Source organism: Mesorhizobium sp. M1409, from assembly GCF_040317535.1.
Classification (GTDB): domain Bacteria; phylum Pseudomonadota; class Alphaproteobacteria; order Rhizobiales; family Rhizobiaceae; genus Mesorhizobium.
Genome location: NZ_JAMYKV010000025.1, coordinates 42818 through 60591, shown reverse-complemented (window position 1 = coordinate 60591; position 17774 = coordinate 42818). Strand labels below are relative to the sequence as shown.

The window sequence follows — 17774 nt, the reverse complement described above, 5'->3', positions numbered from 1 at the left end:
TTTCGCGAGAGCCTTCACCGTGCGATGGTAGGCGATCGCATCGCCGGGAATTTGATCTCATGCCGAGCCGCAAGCCCAGACTGATCCTCGTCCATGAGCCGGAAAAGGCCTGCCTGGACCGTCTGGTCGCCGACGGTCATGCACCGGAGCGTGCCACCGAAATCGCGTCCTATCTGGCGCAGTCGACCGATCTCGCTCCTGAATTCGAGGCGCTTGGCCGCGCCTGCAAGGTACGCGGCCTGTCTTTCGCGCCGGTGGCGTTCGACGAGGCGTCGGGCGTGCTCGCCGGCGAGGACCCCGGCATGACGCTGGTCTGGACGCTGACCGACGGCATCGCCTATTTCCGGGGCGGGGCGGCACCCGCTCTGGCGAGACTGGGCGGGTTCAAGACGATCGGCGCCGACGATGCGCTGTTTGCACTCTGCCAGGACAAGTTCCGCTCCGGTGCCGTGCTTGGCGCGCTCGGCCTGCCGGTGCCGCAAGCCGGGCTAGCGCGCGACGGCAAATGGCTGGTCGAGCCACCGGCTGCGCCCGCCGGTTGGTTCGTCAAGCCCAACCGGCTTGGCGCCAAGATCGGCATCTGGCCGGATTCACGCTGCAATGATCTCGGCCACGCGCTGGAGCTCAGCCGGCGTGTGTTCGCCGCCTATCGCGATGATGTCGTCGTGCAGCCCTATGTCGCCGGCCGCAACGTGCGCGCCAGCTTCCTCGGCTTGGTGCCAGACGCCGGTGTCGAAGCGCTTGGCGTCGCCTTTGTCGATTCAGGCGCGGATTTCCAGACCATGGCGGACAGCCTGGCGCTCTACGGCGACACCGGCGAGGCAGCGAAGGCGGCGGGACACTATGCCGAACCGGAACTCGTTGCGGTTGCCGACAGCCAGCCGGCCGCCGACGCAAGCATTCGCGCGATCGCCGAGCGGCTGATGAACGGGCTCGGCCTGCGCGACGTGTTTTCCATCGATTTCAGGGTCGAGGCCGACGACACCGTCCATCTCATCGAGTTCGAGGTCTGCCCTGGCCTGCCCTGCTTCGATTTCCGCGCCTACTGCCGCCAGCAATGGGGTCTCGAGCTTGTCGACGCCATGGCCGAAACCGCGGCAAGCCGGCTGACTGGTCCGCGCCGCAGCAACTAGCGCTCATCGTGCCTTTGCCTGGCAGCGTTGCAGGCGCAGGCGCGTGCCTTGACGCTTCTCCCGCAGCGCCTAGCGCTTTGGGGCACCTTGATAGAGATACCGAAGCGGGAGAGCGACGAGAGCGCACGAAATTGCGATCAGTAGAAACCAGTAGAGGTACGGGTCTTGGACCCGGTCAAGGACTTGCACGCCACCGCCATGTTTGGGGATGGTGGCTTTTCCGTCCCACAACCAAAAGCCAACGAATGCGGCGCCAACGGCCACCTGTGAGATCAAGAGGGCCTTGATGATTGGTGACTGCCGACGATCTCCGACCATATAATCGCGTCCCTGTAAGCGCCTACAGCGTACCTCTGGAGGTCCAGGACTTCCAGCGAGTTTACCCCTTAGGGCATTCGCTCGACCCCCTGCAAGGACGGGTCCATCTTGTCCCAGGCGAGGCCGTGGACCGTGTAGGTGACCACCTGCGGATCGAACTGGCCAGGATCGTCAAGGCTGGCCGCGTGGACCGCTATCAGCTCCGGCATGGCGACGGATATCAGAAAGACCGGCGTTCCGCAGGTTGGACAGAAGGCGTGGATCTTTTCATTGCCGCTGGCGCTCGCCACGCGCCAGGTACTCACCTCGCCGGTGATTGCCATATCGGCTCGCTGGCCGAAGGTCAGATAGGATCCGTGGCCCGTGCCGCTGCGCTTCTGGCAATCGTTGCATTGGCAGTGGTTCTGGAAGATGGGCTCGTCGCTGGTTTCGTAACGGATCGCGCCGCAAGCACAGCCGCCGGTATAGCGCTTGGTCATTGTGATTCTCTCGCTTGCGACCAGGCCGATTTCGGCTTGGCGAAAATGTCGATGCCGCTGCCGGTTTCGAGGAAGGATTTCAGGCTGGACAGCACCGCCGGCCAACCCTGGCTGATGCCTTTCGCCATGCCGCTGCCGGCTTCGAGTTCGTCATGGGTGACGGTCAGCCGCACCATGGTGTCGTATTCCTCGATGCCGAACGTCACCCGGCTATACTTCGACGGATCGTCGGCCTGCGAAGCGTTCGCCCAGGTGATGACGAGACGGGTCGGCGGCGAAATCTCGACGACATTGCCGACGAGTTCGACGGTCCGTTCGTCATTGGCGCGGATATGTTCCCATTTCGAACCCGCCTTCCAATCGGAGACATTCTCGTGTCCCCAGTAGCGCCTTGCGATCTCGGGCTTGATTATGGCCTCGAACACCTTCTGCGGTGTCGAACGGATATAAGTCACGTAGACAAAGCTGGTCGTTTCCCTGGTCATTGATGGTCTCCTTCGAGTTCTTGTTTCAGGTCGTGCAGCAGGCTGAGCCGCTGCCGTTCGAATTTCCGCACCCAGCGCTCGTAGACTTCGTGCAGCGGTATGGGGTTGATGAAATGCAGCTTCTCGCGGCCACGCTTGACCGTGCTCACCAGATTGGCTGCCTCCAGCAGGTCGAGGTGCTGGGTGGCGGATTGTCTTGCCATGTCCAGGTGTTCGCAAAGCTGACCGAGCGTCTGCCCGTTCTGCTCACACAGAAGGTCAAGCAGCCTTCTGCGTGTCGGGTCGCCCAGCGCTTTGAAAACTTTGTCGGCGTCCATCGGCCTCACTCTGTGGTGAGCCTATAATATGCAGGTAAATACCTGCATGTCAACTGGCAATTATCCGGCCTCGCAAGATTGGATGCGGGCTATTCGGACTCGGACGTTGATTGCGCGATGGGCCGCGCCGGCCATGTACCTGATGTCGGAGCCCTGCTTAGCGGCACCAAACTACGGACGTGAACCTGCAGGATTTCGTCTGAAGGCCTGCTAATAGCGCTGCAGCAGGGATTTGACAGGATGCCTATCGACCGCCGAGATTTCATCGTTCGTCGGTGGACCATCATAAGCATTCGAGATTGGCCGAAGCTTCCCAACTTCGTCATCCTAGGGCGAAGCAGGAGCCAAGCTCCGTCGCGGAGACCCTGGGATCCATGCCGCGACCTTGGCCGAAAATGCAGCGGAGCAGAATTCTACACCGCTGCAACGCTTTGAAGTCGCGGCATGGCAACTGTGTTCATGCGAAAGCTTTTTTGTCCCGAATGATGGCGTTTAGGACGACGAGAAGCTTCCTTGCGACGGCGATGATAGCCAGCTTCTTGGATCCTGAGCGGGCTGCGGTGGCGCTGTAGAAAACTCTGAAGCGCTCGCAGGCTCGGATGGCGCCGAGCGCTGCCATGTAGAGGGCCCGGCGCACGCGCGCTCGGCCGCCCTGGATCTGGCTCCTGCGATTGAGCTTGCCGCTCTTGTTGTCGAAAGGAGCAAGGCCGGCGAGTGCCGCGATCGACTTGGGTGAACGCAGGCCGAGCTCGGGCAGGTGCGCCAGCAGGGAGAATGCCGTGACCTTGGAAACACCGGGCACGGAGACCATCAGCGCGTTGTCGCGGGCCATATCCTCGGCTTGACCAATGGCCTCAGTGATCCGGCTCTCGAGCGCCTTGATGCGCGTGTTGAAGGTTGCGATCAGCTCTTCGAACTCGGTGATGACGGTCTCGTCGAAGGCCTCACTGAGCTGCTTCTTCAACTTTGCCCTGATCTCGACCAGTTGGTCTCGGAGGCGGGCAAGTGATTGAAGCCGCTCACCTTCCTCGCGCGGCGCCGGCTCGGCTTCAGGGTGGTAGCGACGACCATAGCCGCTCAGCATCCTGGCATCGAGACGATCGGTCTTGGCGCGCCGCGCCGTCGACCTCGCATAGTGGTGAGTGTGCGCCGGATTGTGTCGCGAGAAAGCAACGCCGGCCTTGGCCAACGCATGGCGCAGCAGCCGGTCATGGACCCCTGTCGCCTCCATGACCACAAAATCTCGGCCAGGATAGAGGCCTGCCACATAGGCAGCGATCGCTTCGATCTGGTTGTCGATGCGCTGGGAATGCCCGCTTGTCTCATCAAAAAAGTCGAGCCACTGCTTGGAGATATCGCAGCCGACGTAGTTCTGCATTATCATGTCCATGCCTCTTCCTGTGGTGCGGGGTCTGCTGCTAACAGCCCCGTGCAACTGTTCAGGTTGATGGTTCACCGGTGGGAAGGGACCGAGCCATGCCGCGGCCTGTCCTGTGAAAGGACGACCAGGATCCTCTCGGTCTCCTTCCCACTTCAAACATAGCATGGGAACAACACACAGGATCCTCGGGTCTGCGCTGCGTCGCTACGCTCCTTGCTTCGCCCGTGGATGACGAAGGCGCTGGGCGTTTGCGCCAATCGCCAAGGTATGCCCGCGATTCGTCAAAACTGCTCCAGGCGGATTTTAGGCGCCTTCGACCAGCACGATCTCGCCATCGGCGACCTTCTGACGGATGGCGGCGGCGCGCTGGTATTCCGGCGAGTGGTAGCAATCATGTGCGGCGGCGAGCGATTCGAATTCGATGATGACGTTGCGTGCGCGGCCCGGCCCTTCGGCCTTTTCATGTTCGCCACCGCGCGCCAGGAATTTCGCGCCGAAGCGCTCGAAGGCAGGCTTGGCGGCGGCGACATAGTCCTTGTAGCCTTCGGTGTCGCGTACATCGACGCGGGCGATCCAGTATCCCTTGGGCATTTGTTGTCTCCGAAGTCGTTCTTTTGGATTATGCGGCGCGCATTTCGTCAAGGATGGCTTCGGCCGCTGCGCGCCGGTCGCTTGCCGCGATGATAGGCCGGCCGACGACGAGGTGGCTGGCACCGTTGCGGATTGCCTGCCCCGGTGTCACGACGCGCTTCTGGTCGCCATGGTCGCTGCCGGCCGGCCGGATGCCGGGCGTCACCACCGCCATGTCGGGCCCGACGATGCGGCGCACCGCTTCGGCCTCCGCCGCCGAGCAGACGATGCCGCCCATGCCGGCATGCAGCGCCTGTTCCGAACGTCGCAGCACCAGCGTATGCGGGTCGTATTCGTAGCCGACATCGATCATGTCCTGCTCGTCCATCGAGGTCAGCACACTGACGGCAAGCAGGCAAAGGTCGCTGCCGCGCGCCGCTTCCACAGCCGCCGCCATCGCCTTGGGATAGGCGTGGATGGTCAGCATGGTCATGCCCATCTTGACGATGTTCTCGACGCCCTTGGCCACCGTGTGGTCGATGTCGAGCAGCTTCATGTCCAGGAATATCTTCGTTCCGCCGCTGGCCAGTTCCCTGGCGAAGTCGAGCCCGCCAGCGAAGGCCAGCTGATAGCCGATCTTGTAAAACGAGACGACGCCATCGAGTTCGAGCACCGCCTGCTCGGCTTGCTTCACGGTCGGTACATCGAGGCCGACGATCAGTCTTTCTTGCATGGATTGGGCCTGCATCGTTCCGGCAATCATGTCTCGATCCGGGTGGACAGCATGCGCGAGGTTTCGATCAGCGTGCGGCATAGGTGCTCCATCGATTTATGCAGTCTTTCGTCACGGAAATGGCCGTCCTCGTCGAAGGCGTCGCCGCCCTCCGGCACCGAACATTCCGGCGTCACCACCTCCATCTGGCAGCGCACCAGGACCGCGCGCAGATGGTTGATGCAGCGGACCCCGGCAAAGCGGCCCTTGGAGGACGAGCAGAGGCCGGCAACCTTGCCGGCCAGCGGCCGGACCGATCGGCCACCATCCCTGCGCACCCGGCTCACCCAGTCGATCGTGTTCTTGAGCAGCGGTGGAATGGAGCCGTTATATTCGGGCGTGGCGATCAGCAGCCCGTCATGGGCGATAATGAAGCGGCCGAGTTTCACGGCGTTTTCGGGAACGCCTCTTTCCTTTTCCAGATCCTCGTCGAGGATCGGCAGGGGATAGTCGGCGAGCGAGATGCGGGTCACCTCGGCGCCTTGCATGGCGAGTTCCTTTTGCGCCACGTCGGCGGTCCTGCCGCTGTAGGCGCCGCTGCGCACCGAGCCGGCGAAGACGAGGATTTTCGGGATCACTGCCATTGGCCACCCTTGTTCCCGGACAGGTACAGCCAAGGTTCGAGCAAATCAACGCGTTGGCGCCACAAAAGGTTCGAGATTAGCAGAAGCCCCCGAACTTCGTCATCCCTGGGCGAAGCAGGAGCGAAGCTCCGTCGCGCAGACCCTGGGATCCATGCCGCGACGATGGTCGGAGAGTGCCGCGGTGCAGAATCTTGCGCCGTAGCGGCGCCCAAAAGTCGCGGCATGGATCCTCGGGTCTGCGCTGCGTCGCTACGCTCCTTGCTCCGCCCGTGGATGACGAAATGAGAGATGTTTACGCCAATCGCCAAGGTATGCAGCCAGCGCTAGGAACCGCGAACGGCTCCGCACGGAGGAACTAATGCGCTCCGCGCCGGTAAATCCACAGCTGCGTCGGCGGGATGTTGCGGATGACGAAATGGAAATGTTCGACGCTGTAGTTACCACGGCCAGCCGGGATCGGCGACATCGGGCCATAGGTCAGCTGCACGATCGGTCGCCCGGCCGGGATGCGGTCGAGCAGGCTCTCGATATAGGCGATGCGCTGGGCGACCGGAAAGTTGAGCAGCGGCACGCCGGAGACGACGGAATCGAAGATCATCCCGCTCTTGTCGCCAAGCGTGGCGTTGAGGTTGAAGGCATCGCCCTCGATGACGTTGACGCCGGGATAGAGCCGCCGCAGATGGCGCACGAAATCCGTGGAATATTCGACGGCGTAGAGATTTTCAGGCCGCACGCCCTGCGCCAGGATGGCGCGGGTGATGACGCCGGTGCCGGGACCGACTTCGAGCACCGGCAGGTCGGATTTCGGATTGACGATCGAGGCCATCTTGCGGGCGGTGGTCGAACTGGTCGGCACGATCGAGCCGACCGTCTTTGGCTTATCGATCCAGCCCTTGAAGAATTTGAGCTCGTCGTCGAACTTTTCGGCAAGCGCCTTGCGCAGTCCGGGACGTGTCATGCAAGCTCTCCTCTCCTCAGCGCTCCCCTTCAAGCTACTTAACACTTGAGCGGCGCAAGGCAAGGCGCGGCCAGGCGCATGTCGTGGATAAGATAATCTTCGTCGCGTCTCAAGACAATGCGCGGGTCACGGATTTTCGCGACCCAAACCGGCTTCCGCCGCTGGCCAACGTGCATCAACGCTCGCCGAAGGACTCGAAGAAATCCTTCATGCGGGTGAAAAAGCCGCTCGATTGGGGCGAATTGTCCTGCGAGGAGAGCTGTTCGAACTCCTCCAGCAGTTCGCGTTGGCGACGGGTGAGGTTCTGCGGCGTCTCGACCGCGGTCTGGATGTAGAGGTCGCCGATATTGGGCTGGCGCAGCACCGGCATGCCCTTGCCCTTGAGGCGGAACTGGCGCCCATTCTGGGTGCCTTCCGGCACTTTCACCTTGGTCTGTGTGCCATCCAGCGTCGTCACCTCGAAGGAGCCACCAAGGGCGGCCGTCGTCATCGAGATCGGCACCTTGCAATAGAGATCGGCACCGTCGCGCTGGAAGAACTCGTGCGGCTTGACCGCCAGGAAAATATAGAGGTCGCCCGACGGCCCGCCGCGCAGGCCGGCCTCGCCTTCATTGGCAAGGCGAATGCGGGTGCCATCCTCGATGCCGGCCGGGATGTTGACCGACAGCGAACGCTCCTCGGTGACGCGGCCCTGGCCGGCGCATTTCGGACATGGGTCCTTGATCGTCTGGCCACGCCCCTGGCATTGCGGGCAGGTGCGCTCGATCGAGAAGAAGCCTTGCGTGGCGCGCACCTTGCCGTGGCCGTTGCACATCGAGCAGGTGACGGGCTGGGTGCCGGGCTTGGCGCCGCTGCCCGAGCATTCCGAGCAGGAGATCGAAGCCGGCACGCGGATCTGCGCGGTCTTGCCGGTAAACGCCTCTTCCAGCGAGATTTCCATGTTGTAGCGCAGGTCGGCGCCGCGTTCGCGGCCGCCCGACGAGCGGCGCTGGCGCCCGCCCATCATGTCGCCGAAAATATCCTCGAAGATGTCCGCGAAGCCGCCGGCGCCAAAGCCCTGCGCGCCGCCATTCATGCCGCCCTGCTCGAAAGCGGCGTGGCCGAAGCGGTCATAGGCCGCGCGCTTCTGCGGGTCCTTCAGCGTCTCGTAGGCTTCGTTGATTTCCTTGAACTTGTGCTCGCAGGAATGATCGCCGGGGTTGCGGTCGGGATGGAACTGCATGGCGAGCTTGCGGAAAGCGCTCTTGAGCTCCTTCTCGTCGGCGCCTTTTTGGACGCCCAGCGTCTCGTAGAAATCAGCTTTCATTTTTTCCCGCTGTCCGGATGCTCAACGTCTTGAAGCATTGTTGCGTCTCTTGCCGGCACTGACGCCTCGATTTAGGTGCGATGGAACCGCGATGCCAGTGTCGGCGCGGCTTTGCCCGCATTTTTTCGGCGTGGTCCGCTGTTTTTCCGCAAAGGGTTGCAAAAAAGCCCGGCTCTGTGCCGGGCTTTTCGCACTATCTTGCCGTCAAACGGTTCAGGCCGACTTCTTCTTGTCGTCGTCCTCGTCGATTTCCTCGAAATCGGCGTCGACAACGTCACTGTCCTTGGCGGCATCCGCCTTGGCGTCGGCTTCCGCCGCTTCCTTCTGCGAAGCCTCGTACATGGCCTGGCCAAGCTTCATCGAAGCCTCGGCAAGCGCCTGGCTCTTGGCTTCGATGTCGGCTGCGTCATCGCCTTCGGTCGCGGTCTTCAGCGCCGCGATCGCGTCGGAGATCGCCGTGCGCTCGGTTTCCGAAACCTTGTCGCCATATTCCTTCAGCGACTTCTCCGAGGAATGCAGCAGCGCTTCGGCCTGGTTGCGGGCTTCGACCAGCGCACGCCGCTTCTTGTCGGTCTCGGCATTGGCCTCGGCGTCCTTGACCATCTTCTCGATGTCGGCGTCCGAAAGACCGCCCGATGCCTGGATGCGGATCTGGTGCTCCTTGCCGGTGCCCTTGTCCTTGGCCGAAACGTTGACGATGCCGTTGGCGTCGATGTCGAAGGTGACCTCGATCTGCGGCACGCCGCGCGGCGCCGGCGGGATGCCGACGAGGTCGAACTGGCCGAGCGCCTTGTTGTCGGCGGCCATTTCGCGCTCACCCTGGAAGACGCGGATAGTCACGGCCGACTGACTATCCTCGGCCGTCGAGAACACCTGGCTCTTCTTGGTCGGGATCGTCGTGTTGCGCTCGATCAGGCGGGTGAACACGCCACCCAGCGTCTCGATGCCGAGAGACAGCGGCGTCACGTCGAGCAAAAGCACGTCCTTGACGTCGCCTTGCAGCACGCCGGCCTGGATGGCGGCGCCGAGAGCGACGACCTCATCCGGATTGACGCCCTTGTGCGGCTCCTTGCCGAAGAACTGCTTCACGATCTCCTGGATCTTGGGCATGCGGGTCATGCCGCCGACCAGGACGACCTCGTCGATCTCGCCGGCCTTCAGGCCGGCATCCTTGAGGGCCGCCTTGCAGGGGGCAATCGTGCGCTGGACCAGGTCATCGACCAGCTGCTCGAACTTGGCGCGCGTCAGCTTCAGCGTCAGGTGCTTCGGCCCGGTCGCGTCGGCGGTGATGAAGGGCAGGTTGATTTCGGTCTGCGTTGTCGACGACAGCTCGATCTTGGCCTTTTCAGCCGCCTCCTTGAGGCGCTGCAGGGCGAGCTTGTCGTTCTTCAGGTCGATGCCCTGTTCCTTCTTGAACTCGGCCGCCAGGTATTCGACCAGGCGCATGTCGAAATCCTCGCCGCCGAGGAAGGTGTCGCCATTGGTCGACTTGACCTCGAACACGCCGTCGCCGATTTCGAGCACCGAGATATCGAACGTGCCGCCGCCAAGGTCATAGACGGCGATGGTCTTGCCTTCCTTCTTGTCGAGGCCATAGGCAAGCGCCGCGGCCGTCGGCTCATTGATGATGCGCAGCACTTCAAGGCCGGCGATCTTGCCGGCATCCTTGGTTGCCTGGCGCTGGGCGTCGTTGAAATAGGCTGGAACGGTGATGACCGCCTTCTCGACCTTCTCGCCGAGATAGGCTTCCGCCGTTTCCTTCATCTTCTGCAGGATCATGGCCGAAATCTGCGAGGGCGACTGCTTCCTGCCGCCGGCCTCGACCCAGGCATCGCCATTGTCACCCTTGATGATCTTGTAGGGGACAAGCTTCTTGTCCTTTTCCGTCACCGGATCGTCATAGCGGCGACCGATCAGGCGCTTGACCGCGAAGATGGTGTTTTCAGGATTGGTGACCGCCTGGCGCTTGGCCGGCTGGCCGACGAGACGTTCGTCGTCGCCGCTGATGGCGACGATGGAAGGCGTCGTGCGCGCCCCTTCCGCATTCTCGATTACCTTCGGCTCCTTGCCATCCATGATGGCGATACAGGAGTTGGTGGTGCCAAGATCGATACCGATTACTTTTGCCATTTTTCTAATCTCTCCGCTAAGCAGGCTCTCAGGACCCGTACAGGCATTCCGACGAAAGCCCCTGTTCACAAGAAATTCCGTTCCGGCAACCGGCGTTCCGGCACCGAACGGCTTGGCGCGTATATAAGAACAGGCTGCAGCGCGCGCAAGCATTCTGCGCAAGGCTTCCATGAACCTTTCCACTTCCGCCCGCGACTGATCTCCAGGTGCCGCATGGTGCGGCCCGGAAAGGAAGCACCCATGACCTATAACCCAGAGGCTCCGCGGTCTCCGGGAACAACGGGAGCTCGGCGCGACCACCGCCTTCGGGACGGGGTCGATGCGCTGGGCTTTCCGCTGATTCCGTTGACCCAGCGTAAGAGCAGGCGTATCGTGACAATGAGGAAAGCAGACAATTCGATCAGGGAAGAACGAGCCGGACCGCCGCGCCTTGCCCTGATTTGCGCGGCCCAACCGGACATTTCTCCCGTCGACTACGGGGGGAGTGTCATGTCTCGCATCCGCGACTCGTTCGTGTCGTCTCTTGATGGACATTTACGCGGTATCGCGCACGCAAGCGGCGGATTGCTGGCGCTGGCGCTCAGCGCCGGTCTGTGGCTGGGCGCCGCGCAGGCGCAGGAAACCCGGATCATCTATCCCGGTTCCATGGCGGTGACCGGATTTTCCGGCACCATCATTCCCAATTTCGACGAGGGCCTGCCGCCCGGCGTCGATCCGGTCGACGAAACCTTCATCGACGCCACGCGCGCCACCTTGCGCGTGTTCGACGTCTCGCATCTGGGCGGGCCGGCCGCCGGCCAGCTTGTCAACACGCCGCCGCCTTTCGAGGTGACGGCAGACCAGATCGGCCAGGTGTTCGGCGTCACCTATGACGACGGCGTGCGCGACGGCGTTCCATCAGGCATTCCCAATCTCTATGCCGGGGCCACCTCGCTGCACGGCATCCGCATCGTCACGCCGGACGCCGACGATGACGGTCGCCCCGAGCGGCAGCGCCGCGGCACACCAGGCGCCACCTTCATGGATGGCCAGTTCGGCACCGAAAACGGTGGCGGGCCGGGCACCATCTGGAAGATCGACGGCATCACCGGCCAGGTCTCCAAATTCGCCGACATCGACACCAACAGCGGTCCCGGCATCGGCAACCTGACCTTCGACGCCGCTCACCGCCAGTTCTTCGCCTCCGACCTCGATACCGGCCTGATCCATCGCATCGACGCCGCCGGCGCGCTGATCGACAGCTTCGACCATGGCGTTGCCGGGCGCCCCGCGCATGGGCTCGTTCCCGTCGCCGACGATGGTTCGGTGATGGACATACAAGGCGCGGCTTTCGACAGCGAAGACCCCGACAGCTGGGGCTACACGCAGGACGAGCGCCGCATCTGGGCCGTTTCCTATCATGGCGGCCGGCTTTATTATTCGGTCGGTGAAAAGTCGGAAATCTGGTCGGTGGGCATCGCCCGCGACGGCACTCTCGCCGGCGACCCGCGTTGGGAACTGACGGTCAAGGCCGACAAGGACTACGCCGTCACCGACATCGCCTTCGACAACAGCGGCTTCATGTACCTGGCCCAGCGCGGCCCGGTCGAGAACCGCTACGACTACAGCCAGTTCGCCGATTCCGGCAAGGGCGAGGTCATCCGCTACTTCAGAGAGAACCCGGACGATCCGGAAACGGAATCGGTCTGGGTCGAAGTGCCGCAGGAATACGCGGTCGGCTTCCCGCAGGGCAACCGGCAGTCGGCCGGCGGCCTCGACCTGCAATATGGCTATGATGCCGACGGCAATCTCGACACTTCGGTCTGCACCCAGACGCTGGTCAACACCGGCGACAAATTGCGCGACAATCCGGCTCTCGCCGAACAGCTCGCCGCCGGCGGGCCGTTCGCCGTGCATGGCGTGCAGATCACGCCCAAGGAGCTGGTCAAGCCGGCCAATGTGCCGCCCTTCGGCTCCTGGTTCGTCGACTTCGACAGCTATTTCGACGACCCGGAGGTCGAGGGCCATGTCGGCGACGTCGCCGTCTGGCATCCCTGCGAAGGCCGCGCCGGCTATTATGAAGAAATCCCGGGCGGCTATCTGCCGCCATTCTATCCGCCGGACTTCCCACCGCCCGGCAATCTGCCTCCATGTCTCGATGTCGACGACGTCCAGTACTACTGCACGCCTTCCGGCCTCGAGGCCGATCTCTATCTCCATGACCATGCCGGCTTCGGCGGCGATTCGATCAAGGCCCAGTCCAGGACGCCAGGCGTCGGGGTAACCACCCGGCAGTCGCATGCGCCCGGCAAGCCTTACACGATCGACATCACCGGCCACTATCCGGGCGACACAGTCGATGTCGGGCTCTGCTTCTACAGGAAGTCCGACAAGGACAAGGGTGGTTACTACCCTTGCTGCAAGATGACTTTGCCGCTCAGAACCCCAGCCGTCAGCTGCGAACGTTGAGGAGGGGAAGATGAAAAATCTCGCACTCTCCCCGCTCGCCCAGAACAGCCGATCAACCGGCACTCAAACAACCGTCATGGAGACGATCATGAAACCCCTGTCATACGCCAGGCGCGGCGCGCGCTGGCTGATGGCGGCCGGTATCGCGGTCGCCACGCTCGCCCCGATACAGAGTTTTGCGGAGGACGCTGCCCCGATCACCCCGGAGCTGAAGCTCGATCTCGACAGTTCGCGCGTCATCACCCCGAGGCCTGACCGGGTCGTGCCCTTCTTCACCAAGAAAGGCACTCAAAGAGGCTGCGACTACGTCGTCTATTCGCTGAGCTTCGGCCTGCGCGGCGATCCGCGGGGCCTTGCCGACCCGAGCCTCGAGGCCAGGCTGAAGAAGGTCAGGGTCGACTTCAAGGATCAGCTTCCGCACGGCCTTGAGATCGTCAACGTCAATGTGTCCGGCGACGGCACGGATTCGTCCGGCGGACCGCTGCCGGGGGCGACGATCAGCACGTCGGCAAATCCGAACGACACGGCTGTCGTTTCCGATTTCCGCATCTCCACTTCCGATCTCGACGGCGTCGGCGCTCCCAACGAGCGCGTCATCAACTTCGTGATCACGGCCAAGATCGATCATGGGGCATTTCCCGCGCCGACGATCATCGACAACCAGGGCATGATCAAGGTGACCGCCGGACCGGGCACCGGGACCATCATCCCGTCGCAGGATCCGAGCAAGCCCGACGACGGCGACTTCAAGACCGGTGAAAAGACCTCGATCAAGATCGACGTCACCAAGTGCAACCCGCCACCGCCACCTCCCGGCAAGGAATGCTTCAAGGTGGAGCGCGGCACGGTCGACTGCGTGCCAGGCGGCGGCGCCTTCATCTACCACATGCCGGTCGGCCCAGAGATGGGCGGCAAGTGGGTGCAGGTGTCGACGACCACGCCCGGCATCATCATCATCCCCGACACGCAGCTGGTGCCGGCGGGCGGCGGTGTGCTCAACTGGAAGATCGTCGGCGCCTCGCCCGGCGACGTCATCCACCTCATCGTCACCGGCATCGAAACCTATGCCGGTCCGAAGGAAGGCTGGGGCTTGTGCTGCACGCAGACGATCGACATCGTCATCCCGCGAGACCAGAGGTGCCCGCCCAAGGACAAGGAACCGGACCTCAAGGTCGAGAAACGCGCTGACGTGACGCGTTGCACGATGGGCGGCGGCTGCGACTTCACCATCAGGGTCACCAATGTCGGCACCGGTGCCTACCACGGCAAGATCGTGCTCGACGAGGTGACGCTGCCGGCCGGCTCGACGCTCGATTCAGGGCCCAATCCGCCCTGGGTCTGCGTGCCCGGCACCACCCCGATGACGTGCACCTATCCGGTGACCACGCTCAATCCGGGGGCCTCCATCGACCTCAAGCTCGGCTTCAAGCCGGCCGGGGGCTGGCAAGGCAGCGTCTTGCGCAACTGCGCCACCTATAATTATGGGGCCAGCGGCAAGCCGCTTTTCGGCAGCCAATCGAATGATCGCGGCTGTGCCTCGATCCCGATCTGCCGGCGTGGCGATCGTGACCGCGACTGCCGGCCGCCCGTCGAAAAGAAGGTCGACCTGATCCTGAAGAAGCGTGCCCGCATCCCGGTCTGCACGGCCGACGGCATCTGCTATTTCGTGATCGACATCATCAACAACGGCACATCAACCTATAACGGGCCGTTGACGGTGATCGACAGCTATTCGGGCGGTGCCCCGTCCTCCTCGACCTTCGGCCCGAGCCCGCCCTGGACATGCGGACCGAACGGCCCCGGCCAGTTCCGCTGCGACAATGCGGGAATCTCGCTGCCTCCGGGCGCCTCGACACCGATCGTCGTCAAGGCGGTCATGCCGGCCGGCTACCAGTCGGACACGGTGGAGAACTGCGCATTGGTGAAGGCCATCCCCGGTGAAGACGACCTCACCAACAACAAGGCCTGCGCCAAGGAACGCTTCCGTCATCCCAATGGCGGCAAGCCCATCGTGCGCATCACCAAGGTGTGCAACGGCTCGCTCGCCGGCGCCGCGGTCGTCTCTTGCCGCATCACCGTCATCAGCCTTGGCACCGCTGCCCCAACCGGTCCGGTGCGGGTCAACGATGCCGCCACGCTGGTGGCTGGCGGCGCGCCCGTCCAGATCCAGACCGTCACCCCTGACGGCGCGGAATGGGCGTGCGGACCGGTCCCGGCCAATGCGCTGTCGTGCCAGATTCCCGGTGCCGTGATGACACCTGGAACCAGCCGCCACTTCGACGTGACGGTTTCGGCGAACGGCGCGTTCGAGAACTGCGCGCGGGGTTCGTATGGTCCGGCGCCGGGCGACGACATCGTCTATCCGATCGGCCAGGCCTGCGCCAAGGGCGGCGGCTCTTCGACCATCCGTGTCGAAAAGACCGGCGACCGCGAATGCAAGCTCGGCCAACCCTGCTCGTTCGAGATCACCATCACGAACGACGGCACAAGCCCCTTCTCCGGGCCGGTCCGCATCGGTGATGCGATCGGCGTGGAGGGTTTCGGCAGGCTGGAAGGCGTTGAGATCATTTCGATCCAACCGCCCTTCGGCTGCTCGCCGGAGCCGGCGACCTTGCCGCTGTCCTGCATTGCCAACCTGACGCTGGGCGCCGGCGAAAGCCGGGTGCACCATGTCACCGTGGTCATTCCCGACGACGGCCGCCTGGCCAATCTGCGGGGCAACGTCAGCGGCCAGAACTGCGTCGGCGTCCTGTCTCCCGACACGCGGGTGCAAGGCGGCGGCGACGTGCTTGGCGGTGACCTGACAAATGTGCAGGGCGATCGCGGCAGGGCCTATGCCTGCCATCCCTTCGCCATCAGCCAGGAGACCAAGAAGGAATGCTCGGCGGGCTTCGTCTTGAACGATGCCGGCCGGTGTGTCTGCCCGCGCGGTACGACGTTCCGCAACGGCCAGTGCTCGCCAGGCGGCGGTATCGTGCCGAAGCCGGAGCCGAAGCGCTGCGTGCTGCTCGAAGGCCAGATCCGCACCGAGGACGGACGCTGCGTCTGCCCACGCGGAACCGGGCTTGAGAACGGCAAATGCGTCAGGACCGACAAGCCCGAGCAATGCACCGTCCGTGGCCAGATCCACAATTCGGATGGCGATTGTGTCTGCCCCAGGGGTACGGAAGTCAGGGACAATGCCTGCCGTCCGATCCGGCCGAAGCCCGAGCAGTGCACGATCCGTGGCCAGGTCCACAATGCCGACGGCGATTGCATCTGCCCGAGAGGGACCGAGGTGCGCAATGGCGCCTGCCGTCCGATCCGGCCGAAGCCCGAGCAGTGCACGATCCGTGGCCAAGTCTACAATGCAGACGGCGATTGCGTCTGCCCCAAGGGTACGGAAGTCAGGGACAACGCCTGCCGTCCGATCCGGCCAAAGCCTGAGCAGTGCACGATCCGTGGCCAGGTCCACGACGCCAACGGCGATTGCGTCTGCCCGAAGGGTACCGAGGTGCAGGGCAATGCCTGCCGGCGCAAGCAGCCGACGCAGGAGCAGTGCGACATACGCGGCCAGGTCCATAACAAGCGCGGCGAGTGTGTCTGTCCGCGTGGGACCGAAGTGATCGACGGCGCATGCCGCAAGCCCAGGCAGGAGGTGGAATGCGCACCGGGCTCGCAGATGATCAATGGCCAGTGCCAGCCGATCATCAGACGGCGCTGCCCTGAAGGCACGATCGGGCGGTATCCGAACTGCCGTCCGGTCCGCGGGCAACCGTCGCTGGAGCTCAACCCGGGCCTGCTGCTGCAGGTACTGCCACGGCGCCAGCCGCAGGTCGATCAGCAGCAGGATCCGGATCCAAACAGAATCCTGAAACTCCAGCAGCAATAGGAATCTGCTCGACGCCAGACCAGGAACCCGCCGGAGCAATCCGGCGGGTTTTTCGTCAATGCTCCGGGGCAAGTGGAAATTGGCTGCGACACGATCGGAGACGCCGCAACGCCAGTGCATCCGCCGCGCCCGCGCTCTCGACAAGTTGGCTGGAGCGCATTAGGCAGTCGATAGAGTGGCCGGACGAAAAAGGCGCTCGGAAAGGCCGCACCCATGAGCAAAAAGACCCTGATCGCACCCTCGGTGCTGGCGTCGGATTTTTCCAAACTAGGTGATGAGGTCGAAGCGGTGGTGGCGGCCGGCGCCGACTGGATCCATCTCGATGTGATGGACGGGCACTTCGTGCCCAACATCACCTTTGGCCCGCCGGTGATCAAGGCGATCCGCGACCGCACCAAGGCCTTCTTCGACTGCCATCTGATGATCGCCCCGGCCGACCCCTATCTGGCCGCTTTTGCCGAGGCCGGCTGCGATGGCTTGACCGTGCATGCCGAGGCCGGGCCGCATCTCGACCGCTCGCTGCAGACCATCAGGAACCTTGGCAAGAAGGCCGGTGTGTCGCTCAATCCGGCAACGCCGGAAAGCGCGGTCGAATACCTGCTCGACCGGCTCGACCTGATCCTGATCATGACCGTCAATCCGGGCTTCGGCGGCCAGGCCTTCATTCCGGCGATTGTGGACAAGGTGAAGCGGGTCAAGGCGCTGATCGGCGGCCGGCCGATCCGCATCGAGATCGACGGCGGCGTTTCGGCCGAAACCGCGCCGCTGGTGACCGCCGCCGGCGCCGACGTTCTGGTGGCGGGCGCCGCCATCTTCAAGGGCGGCAGCGTCGAAGCCTACCGGCAAAACATCCAGGCGATCAGGACGGCAGCCGACAACGCAGTCGGCTAACTCACGGCGCATTCCGTCTTCAATCAATCCGATATGCCGGCCAAGGGATCTGGTGCCGGAGCGCGGCTTATGAGGATATGATGCCCCAAAGCGGCAGCCGGCCTGATTCGGTTCCAATGTTCGTCGCCAGC

General features: G+C 63.4%; 14 protein-coding genes. 4 read left to right on the top strand and 10 right to left on the bottom strand.

The features are described from left to right. Positions 1-59: 59 nt before the first annotated feature. On the top strand, positions 60-1133 hold the full coding sequence (locus NKG99_RS19615) for a D-alanine--D-alanine ligase family protein (protein ID WP_352870283.1): 1074 nt from the start codon (positions 60-62) through the stop codon (positions 1131-1133). A 386-nt stretch (positions 1134-1519) separates the two neighbouring features. Here NKG99_RS19615 and NKG99_RS19610 read toward each other — a convergent pair whose 3' ends face one another. The 10 genes from NKG99_RS19610 to dnaK all read right to left on the bottom strand — a co-directional run bounded on the left by NKG99_RS19610 (position 1520) and on the right by dnaK (position 10433). Continuing rightward, complete coding sequence (locus tag NKG99_RS19610; RefSeq protein WP_352870282.1) at positions 1520-1930, bottom strand: GFA family protein; 411 nt, start codon at positions 1928-1930, stop codon at positions 1520-1522. Next, on the bottom strand, positions 1927-2415 hold the full coding sequence (locus tag NKG99_RS19605; RefSeq protein ID WP_352870281.1) for an SRPBCC family protein: 489 nt from the start codon (positions 2413-2415) through the stop codon (positions 1927-1929). Before NKG99_RS19605 ends, NKG99_RS19610 begins: the two co-directional genes overlap by 4 nt. Then, on the bottom strand, positions 2412-2732 hold the full coding sequence (locus NKG99_RS19600; protein WP_352870280.1) for an ArsR/SmtB family transcription factor: 321 nt from the start codon (positions 2730-2732) through the stop codon (positions 2412-2414). The genes NKG99_RS19605 and NKG99_RS19600 overlap by 4 nt, the downstream gene beginning before the upstream one ends. Before the next feature lie 457 nt (positions 2733-3189). Further along, positions 3190-4122 (bottom strand): IS110 family RNA-guided transposase, encoded by a 933-nt coding sequence (locus NKG99_RS19595; RefSeq protein ID WP_352870279.1) that lies wholly within the window; start codon positions 4120-4122, stop codon positions 3190-3192. Between the two features lie 294 nt (positions 4123-4416). Next, positions 4417-4704: a DUF1330 domain-containing protein gene (locus NKG99_RS19590; RefSeq protein ID WP_352870278.1), complete on the bottom strand. Its 288-nt coding sequence runs from the start codon at positions 4702-4704 to the stop codon at positions 4417-4419. 28 nt (positions 4705-4732) lie between these two features. Next, a complete protein-coding gene (gene pyrF / locus NKG99_RS19585) occupies positions 4733-5446 on the bottom strand; it encodes an orotidine-5'-phosphate decarboxylase (RefSeq protein WP_352870277.1) in 714 nt (237 codons plus the stop codon). Next, entirely contained in the window at positions 5443-6039 is a 597-nt protein-coding gene (locus NKG99_RS19580; RefSeq protein ID WP_352870276.1) for an NADPH-dependent FMN reductase, read from the bottom strand. Before NKG99_RS19580 ends, pyrF begins: the two co-directional genes overlap by 4 nt. Positions 6040-6394: 355 nt before the next feature. Then, the gene (gene pmtA / locus NKG99_RS19575; RefSeq protein WP_352870275.1) at positions 6395-6997 is read right to left on the bottom strand and encodes a phospholipid N-methyltransferase PmtA; all 603 of its coding nucleotides are present in this window, start codon (positions 6995-6997) and stop codon (positions 6395-6397) included. Between the two features lie 175 nt (positions 6998-7172). Then, positions 7173-8303 (bottom strand): molecular chaperone DnaJ, encoded by a 1131-nt coding sequence (gene dnaJ, locus NKG99_RS19570; RefSeq protein WP_352870274.1) that lies wholly within the window; start codon positions 8301-8303, stop codon positions 7173-7175. A gap of 213 nt (positions 8304-8516) precedes the next feature. After that, positions 8517-10433: a molecular chaperone DnaK gene (gene dnaK, locus NKG99_RS19565; protein ID WP_352870273.1), complete on the bottom strand. Its 1917-nt coding sequence runs from the start codon at positions 10431-10433 to the stop codon at positions 8517-8519. A gap of 213 nt (positions 10434-10646) precedes the next feature. On the opposite strand from dnaK, the gene NKG99_RS19560 reads away from it, so the two are divergent. From NKG99_RS19560 to rpe, 3 genes are all read left to right on the top strand, one after another. Beyond that, entirely contained in the window at positions 10647-12881 is a 2235-nt protein-coding gene (locus tag NKG99_RS19560; RefSeq protein ID WP_352870272.1) for an NHL repeat-containing protein, read from the top strand. A gap of 10 nt (positions 12882-12891) precedes the next feature. Next, the gene (locus NKG99_RS19555; RefSeq protein WP_352870271.1) at positions 12892-16752 is read left to right on the top strand and encodes a DUF7929 domain-containing protein; all 3861 of its coding nucleotides are present in this window, start codon (positions 12892-12894) and stop codon (positions 16750-16752) included. Between the two features lie 213 nt (positions 16753-16965). Continuing rightward, entirely contained in the window at positions 16966-17643 is a 678-nt protein-coding gene (rpe, locus tag NKG99_RS19550; RefSeq protein WP_352870270.1) for a ribulose-phosphate 3-epimerase, read from the top strand. Positions 17644-17774 lie beyond the last annotated feature (131 nt).

Coding starts and splice junctions, on each gene's coding strand:
- NKG99_RS19615 (WP_352870283.1), top strand. CDS start 60: ATGCCGAGCCGCAAGCCCAGACTGATCCTCGTCCATGAGCCGGAAAAG.
- NKG99_RS19610 (WP_352870282.1), bottom strand. CDS start 1,930: ATGACCAAGCGCTATACCGGCGGCTGTGCTTGCGGCGCGATCCGTTAC.
- NKG99_RS19605 (WP_352870281.1), bottom strand. CDS start 2,415: ATGACCAGGGAAACGACCAGCTTTGTCTACGTGACTTATATCCGTTCG.
- NKG99_RS19600 (WP_352870280.1), bottom strand. CDS start 2,732: ATGGACGCCGACAAAGTTTTCAAAGCGCTGGGCGACCCGACACGCAGA.
- NKG99_RS19595 (WP_352870279.1), bottom strand. CDS start 4,122: ATGGACATGATAATGCAGAACTACGTCGGCTGCGATATCTCCAAGCAG.
- NKG99_RS19590 (WP_352870278.1), bottom strand. CDS start 4,704: ATGCCCAAGGGATACTGGATCGCCCGCGTCGATGTACGCGACACCGAA.
- pyrF (WP_352870277.1), bottom strand. CDS start 5,446: ATGATTGCCGGAACGATGCAGGCCCAATCCATGCAAGAAAGACTGATC.
- NKG99_RS19580 (WP_352870276.1), bottom strand. CDS start 6,039: ATGGCAGTGATCCCGAAAATCCTCGTCTTCGCCGGCTCGGTGCGCAGC.
- pmtA (WP_352870275.1), bottom strand. CDS start 6,997: ATGACACGTCCCGGACTGCGCAAGGCGCTTGCCGAAAAGTTCGACGAC.
- dnaJ (WP_352870274.1), bottom strand. CDS start 8,303: ATGAAAGCTGATTTCTACGAGACGCTGGGCGTCCAAAAAGGCGCCGAC.
- dnaK (WP_352870273.1), bottom strand. CDS start 10,433: ATGGCAAAAGTAATCGGTATCGATCTTGGCACCACCAACTCCTGTATC.
- NKG99_RS19560 (WP_352870272.1), top strand. CDS start 10,647: ATGGTGCGGCCCGGAAAGGAAGCACCCATGACCTATAACCCAGAGGCT.
- NKG99_RS19555 (WP_352870271.1), top strand. CDS start 12,892: ATGAAAAATCTCGCACTCTCCCCGCTCGCCCAGAACAGCCGATCAACC.
- rpe (WP_352870270.1), top strand. CDS start 16,966: ATGAGCAAAAAGACCCTGATCGCACCCTCGGTGCTGGCGTCGGATTTT.